Genomic DNA, 6,018 nt, shown 5'->3' with positions numbered 1-6,018 from the left:
GCCGATATATACATGTTTTTGAGCCGCCAAAATCGGAAAGAGGATACGCCATTCATTCTCCGTGACTGCTAATCGGTTCGCCATTTCGTAAATGGCGAGCGACTTCGCCGGAGAGCTCCCGAAATGTCAACAGAACCTAGTCCCGGGGCCAAGTGACGGGTGCTAACCCCACCGACCGGGGCAAACTCGGCACCAAGCGCCACGTCGTCGTCGGTGGCCACGGTATTCCGTTAGCGGTATTGATTACCGGCCCAGCGCCATGATCCCCGAGTCTTCGAAGCGCTGGTGGATGCCTTGCCTACGGTGCCCGGCCTGCCAGGGAAACCGCGCCGCTGGCCAAACAAACTGCACGCCGAAAAAGGCTACGACTATCGCCGGTGTCGCGCTCATCTCCGCTGCCGGGGCATTCAGCCCCGCATTGCCCGACGCGGAGTCAAGCGCTTCGAACGTTTAGGCCGCTATCGCTGGGCCGTCGAGCGCACGCTCGCCTGGTTCTCCGGATTCGCGAAACTTCGCATCCGCTTTGAGCGACGGGACGACATTCACTCGGCCTGGCTGAAACTAGCCTGCGCCATTATCGGTCTGCGCTTCGTCGAACGGTTTCGTTCGCGACTCTTAGTCGAATTGAAAACGCCCTAAGGTGCTGGGATTCGAGCCAGAACCGGTACGCCTAGCTTTTCTTCAGCGCCTTCCGGCGCGTAAAACGCGCGTCTTCTGAACTCCGCAAAATAGGCCACGCTAAAGGCAGCCAAAAGGCCAAAAAGTGCGCCAACCGTTATCTTAATTAACTTCGACGCATTTAATGGCTTCGGAGAAATCGTGGATTCCTGGAAGACGCGAACATTGGTAACTTTCTTAAGATCAAGCTCTTCGGAAATCTTGGTTTCCTCGAGTTTGCTCAGATAATCCCTATAGAGACCTTGCTTAACCGCTAATCGCGTCTCCAGATCCAGCAGTTCTCCCTTATGCATATTAATAACCGACAATTGGTCATTAATCTGCCTTAGGGTTTGCTCAGCATCCTTTATGGTTGCCTGGGCACTTGCCAATTCAGGTTCAAGGTGCGTCGTTTCTAATTCCAATGCCCAGTAATCCTGGTTTGGTAGGCGACGAAACCGACCGGATGCTTCTTCTTCGTCCTTGCGCAAAAATTCTTTGACATTAGCGATATCCTTTCGGACTTCAGCCACGGTTCTGCTGTTCTCGTTGTATTTTTTCAAAAGATCCTGTTCTTTTATTTGAAGTTCGAGAAGCCTCTGCTGAGCGAACTCGCCATGTTGTGGCATCTTATTTTTCAATTTTTGAAGAGAAGCCAGCTTATGAGACAGTTCATTAACTCTCGATTTCGAAAGCCGCAATGTTTCTTCTACCACCGATTGTCTTTGAAGTAACAATCGTATCTGTTCGTCAACGTTGACTATACCGTATTGCTGCTTGAAGTCTTGCAACGAATGTGTGACTTCATTCAAGCCTACTGTGTATTCAGCGACCTTTTGTTCAAAAAATGGAGTACGAGAGTCCCCGTAAAGTCGTACATGCTTCTCAATAAAATTGGTAACCAATAAATCGACAACCCGCTTTGCAATGGCGGAGTCCGTATGCGCGAAATATACGTGGATGACGCCCGAATTCTTTACGCTTTTGACCGCAAGGGATTTGTCGAAATATAACAGAGCCTCATCCATTACGGCTTGGTCCCGTGAATCTGCATTTTTCAGTTCCGGGTATAAGCTTTTAATACCAATCGCCGTGATGACTTTTTGACGTAAATCGGTACTGTTTAGAAGTTCCGTTTCAGTGTTAAGCAATTCCTCCATTCGAAACTCGCGTCTAGAGCTATTATAAGCGCCACTAAATTCGGGTATATATCTATACTCACGACCCAGATTGAATAATAGCGCAGCATGCGCTTCATAAACAGGTTTTTCGAGAAGTGCGGTAATTGTTCCAACCGATAAAGCAATTAAAAATGCCGCCAAAGCCTTATATTTGTGCCTAAGCAGCATAGCCAGCATATTAGAACCTGTTATCCTTCGGTTATCTGGTATCACGGTTATATCCTTATAGCTAGTTGTTGAGGGAAGGTTGCAAAGAGAGCGAGCGTCTACGAAAGCGAGCTATTTCCCACTGAGCAGCTTGGGGTAAGGAGAGGGTAATACCTATTAGTATCCAAAAGTATTTCGGATAAGAATCATGCAGAAAGAAGCTGCTTATCAGAAAGCCAACAAGTCCTGTGCTAAAGGCGGTTGCGAGAGTTCCGTAGTCGTAGCATCCTGCCTCTTGAAACATATGTTTGGAGCGTCGTAAGCTTTGGGCCATAAACCATAATAAGGTGCCGAAAGCCGCCAAACCGATAAGTCCTCTTTCTGCCGCTATCTGAAGATAAAGGTTGTGTGCATTTCGGTCTTCGCCGCGATTGATTAGATGTAAATCCTGACTATAACTCTGGAAATTGAAAATGTAGCTACCAGCCCCCACTCCAAATAACGGATTATCCGTAAACATACGCCAAGCAACCTGCATTTCAGCCAAGCGTCCGTCGACTGAAACATCTGCGGCGCTAGTCTCAGAAGCGGCTTTATCGCCGGCAATGGTGGCAATCATATCGTTTATGCGAGTGATATACGCATTCGGAGTAAATGGTAGTACGCAGAGCATCACGACCAGACCTAATGCTAAGGCTTTGGGAGGAATTCGAATGCGTATAAGTGCCACGCCAAGCATTCCAACGAGGCCAATGAGTGCGCCGCGAGAGTAGGTGAGACTGATGGCTAAAAGTACCGTAGCGAGAGTAACTGCCGCCACGGGACGAAGGAAACGCATCGGTTCGTTTAACAGGCGCTCTATACATAATGGAACAATGGGTAGAAGAATAAGAGCATAAAAGTTTGGATCCGCCAAAGGTCCCGATATTCGGTAATCGCCTAGCTCTTTTGCAAGTTCATCATATTCAGCGTTTGCAAATCCCGCAAAGTTGAACCAATACGCACCCGTTATAAACTGCAGTAAATTCATTGATCCGAGGAACAGTGCTGCGATTATCAATGACCAAATCAGGAGTTTAAACATGGCGCCAGTCCTTAATGTCAATATCATGAGAATACAAATCATCCCTTCCCTGATATAGTTGATGACCGGTTCGCGTGCGTCTCTGAAATAATCCGAATACGATAATGAGGCGAGAATCAGTAACATATATATCAGGGTTATGAGTGCCGGTGTTCCCGCCCCAATCGGTTTATAACCACGGATTATGTGGAGGGTAGCCGCTATTAGTAATGTGATGCCGTATATCTTAGCCGGCGAAGGCACCCCGTGTTCGATGGCGACGTCGGCGGCGTTCGTGTAGGCGACAAACGTCAAAGCCGCCAGACCCCACTCGATCCGTACGAAGGTCAGGATTATCAGCGGGAGCCCAAGGAATACGATGACGAACATTAAACTCAGTTCGAGAGCGTCGAAGCGAGATACCAATAGAAAGGGCACCAGCACGCTTGTACCTAGTGCCAAAAGATCCCATTTTTGTGCGGAAATTCGGTGCCCAAACCCTGGGAGTTGGGACGCCCATGACGTTGTTCTCGACCACACGTGATTCACCTCGTGCCGACTAAATTTCATGGTTCTCAATCTCAGTTGAGATGAGTGCCGCAATAAGCCAGGTTCTGGCTTTTAACAACCGAGTGCACGCTGAGCCAGAATGACTCGGAAGGTTCGTAGAAGTATCTCCAAATCGAGCCGGAGACAAGCTCGCTGAATATAGGCGATATCCAGCTGCGACCGTTCATCGAATTCCGTTGTGTTTCTCCCTTGAATCTGCCATAGACCCGTGATTCCGGGTATGACATCAAGCCGTTCGGTCTGCCATAGCTGATAGGTCTCGGGGCGGAAAGAAGTTGGCCGTGGTCCCACGAGTGTCATCTGACCAAACAAAAGATTAAAGACCTGAGGGAGTTCATCCAGGCTTGTTTTTCTTAATATCCGGCCTACACGGGTTATCCTTGGATCATTCTTAATTTTGAAGTCAGGCCACTGCAATTCATTCAAATGCATGAGTGTTTGTTTCAATGCCTCGGCATTGGGAACCATGGTTCTGAACTTATATATTCGAAACCGTTGGCCATTCTTACCGGTCCTTTCCTGAAAGAAAAAGGCAGAATCTCTTGGTGACTCCAATTTAATGAGCAATGCGATTAGTATCAACAAAGCCACCCATATCGGTGCAGTAATAACTACTAGAAACACATCGATGAGCCGCTTCGATAGTACATATGTGTGATTATCGAACACTTGTAACCTTGGTTTAAAACGGCTTAACCAGTCGAGATCATTCCCATATCGCTGTTTGAGAGTAGGGGTAATCATGCGGCTTGCTCCTCGGTTCCTGCCATAGGCAAATCAGGTTTGCCTTCCACCAGATGTGTTTCGGCGGTCTTAATCAATGCTTCAAGCGTAAATCCGTCATTCGGGAAAGACGCTGTCCCAAGTGATACGGGAAGGTCTAACTCCCGTGTGGCATTGTCTTGGATCCGTTGGATCACTGTATTGCATTCGTCAATACTTGTTGAAGGGCACATGATTATCAAACGTGATTCATATTCCGTACACATCGCAATCACGTCGCTTCGCCGAAAGCCAGAGATAATGCGATTTATTAATCGCAGCCTTATGTGCTGCGTCAGGTAACGCTTTGCAAGTTCGCGAAAAATCTTTTCTTGACAAGTTGTAAGTAAAGCCGGGTTCGGGTTTTTTTTTACATCCAACAAGATAATGCTAAGTGGGTGGCCAGAACGACGACTCTGATAGAGGCACTTGTTAACCTCATCCAATGAATCGGTAAGTTTTGCTATAGGGTTATTGATATTCTTCATAAGCATGTGTTCAAATTCGTCCGAAACGTAGGACATCCACTTGGAAACAGCATACGAAAAATACACAAAGATACTCAAAAAGATAGTTTCTAAAGCGTTAACAAACTGCCAATGAGTCTGTTTTGGATGAATCGCGAAAATGACAAAGCTGGTGCTTATAACCAGCAGTAGAGGAAGGTATATGGAGTACCTAGTCCAAAATCGCCAACCTGCCAAGATAGCTAACACCGCCACAACTGCCAAAACTTTTGTGGCTGGCGAGGCGCTGGAGATTGTGCTTGCTCCCGGACTTAGGGTGTCAAGGTTGAAAAATACGAATATGCTTGCAAGCAAGCCAAGCAAGTCCTTTAGAATCGATTTCATTTGCGGATTCTCCTTTTCTGCAAATTCCATTCTTTTTGTCCTTAATAGCGTACACGCTCTCAGCATTAAATCCTTTTGCTGGGATCGTCCGCTGTTCTTTTCAGTACTACCGCCGATCTCGTGTTCAAGCTACCAGAATGGCTTCAAGAGCATTGGGTCTCATTTTTCGTGTCGCCCATCCTGTTGTGTAAACACAACATACATGCGGTGGAGAATATCAGTCATACCGTATCGAACAATATTTCGCTCGAGAGACAAAACATCCCAGTTATTTGCCCGGGCGATCCGCACGGTTCCTCGGCAATATCGGAGGCCCAAAGGCTCACTGCGTATAGATACGATCAGGCAGGGGCTGTATTTCGCGCCGGAGGCGGGGGGGGGCGGGATGGCCCGGGAAGCCCTGCGGCTGCCGGTGGGGCGTACGCGAGCGTCGCGGGGAAACGGAGAGGGTGCGCTATCCATCGCCAGACTCCACAAGTCGAGATACCGTCCCTGAGCGTGCCGGGGGCCGCGGGTGGGCGGCGGACGCGGTCGGTCCAACCGGCGGGCTCCACTATAGCAAAGAGTCGCGGAATCAGGGAAGACAAAATATCGTGAACTGCGTCCCCGTGCTTTTCGGAGCGCAAAATCGCTACGGATATTCCTAAGGGCACCTCGAATAACCGATTCTTTAGCTGACAAAAGGGGCGCGTAAAGGGTCAACAGGCGGCAAGCCCCGCCATTTTCCCGATATTGCCCACGCCCGGAGGGCTCGTTTTGGCCCGAATCTGCCGTTTCCAGCGGCTCC

4 protein-coding genes and 1 pseudogene are annotated in these 6,018 nt (G+C 48.6%); 1 reads left to right on the top strand and 4 read right to left on the bottom strand.

The window, feature by feature from the left end; all coding sequences use genetic code 11:
* Positions 1-146: 146 nt before the first annotated feature.
* Positions 147-639 (top strand): annotated as a pseudogene (locus VEB01_RS07575) (IS5 family transposase); the annotation flags it as partial.
* Here the strand turns inward: VEB01_RS07575 and VEB01_RS07570 are convergent.
* The 4 genes from VEB01_RS07570 to VEB01_RS07555 all read right to left on the bottom strand — a co-directional run bounded on the left by VEB01_RS07570 (position 636) and on the right by VEB01_RS07555 (position 5,261).
* The gene (locus VEB01_RS07570; RefSeq protein ID WP_324874234.1) at positions 636-2,051 is read right to left on the bottom strand and encodes a GumC family protein; all 1,416 of its coding nucleotides are present in this window, start codon (positions 2,049-2,051) and stop codon (positions 636-638) included. The pseudogene VEB01_RS07575 and the gene VEB01_RS07570 overlap by 4 nt on opposite strands.
* Before the next feature lie 16 nt (positions 2,052-2,067).
* A complete protein-coding gene (locus tag VEB01_RS07565) occupies positions 2,068-3,588 on the bottom strand; it encodes an O-antigen ligase family protein (RefSeq protein WP_324874232.1) in 1,521 nt (506 codons plus the stop codon).
* 81 nt (positions 3,589-3,669) lie between these two features.
* Positions 3,670-4,362, bottom strand: coding sequence for a sugar transferase (locus VEB01_RS07560; protein ID WP_324874231.1), 693 nt, complete (start codon positions 4,360-4,362; stop codon positions 3,670-3,672).
* Positions 4,359-5,261 carry a nucleotidyl cyclase domain-containing protein gene (locus VEB01_RS07555; RefSeq protein ID WP_324874229.1) on the bottom strand — a complete coding sequence of 301 codons (903 nt, stop codon included), beginning with the start codon at positions 5,259-5,261 and terminating at the stop codon, positions 4,359-4,361. The genes VEB01_RS07560 and VEB01_RS07555 overlap by 4 nt, the downstream gene beginning before the upstream one ends.
* Between the last annotated feature and the right edge of the window lie 757 nt (positions 5,262-6,018).

The organism is Methylocaldum sp. (assembly GCF_035627495.1).
Classification (GTDB): domain Bacteria; phylum Pseudomonadota; class Gammaproteobacteria; order Methylococcales; family Methylococcaceae; genus Methylocaldum.
Note: the sequence above shows the minus strand (reverse complement) of the source record. Positions and strands in the feature narration are given on the sequence as shown.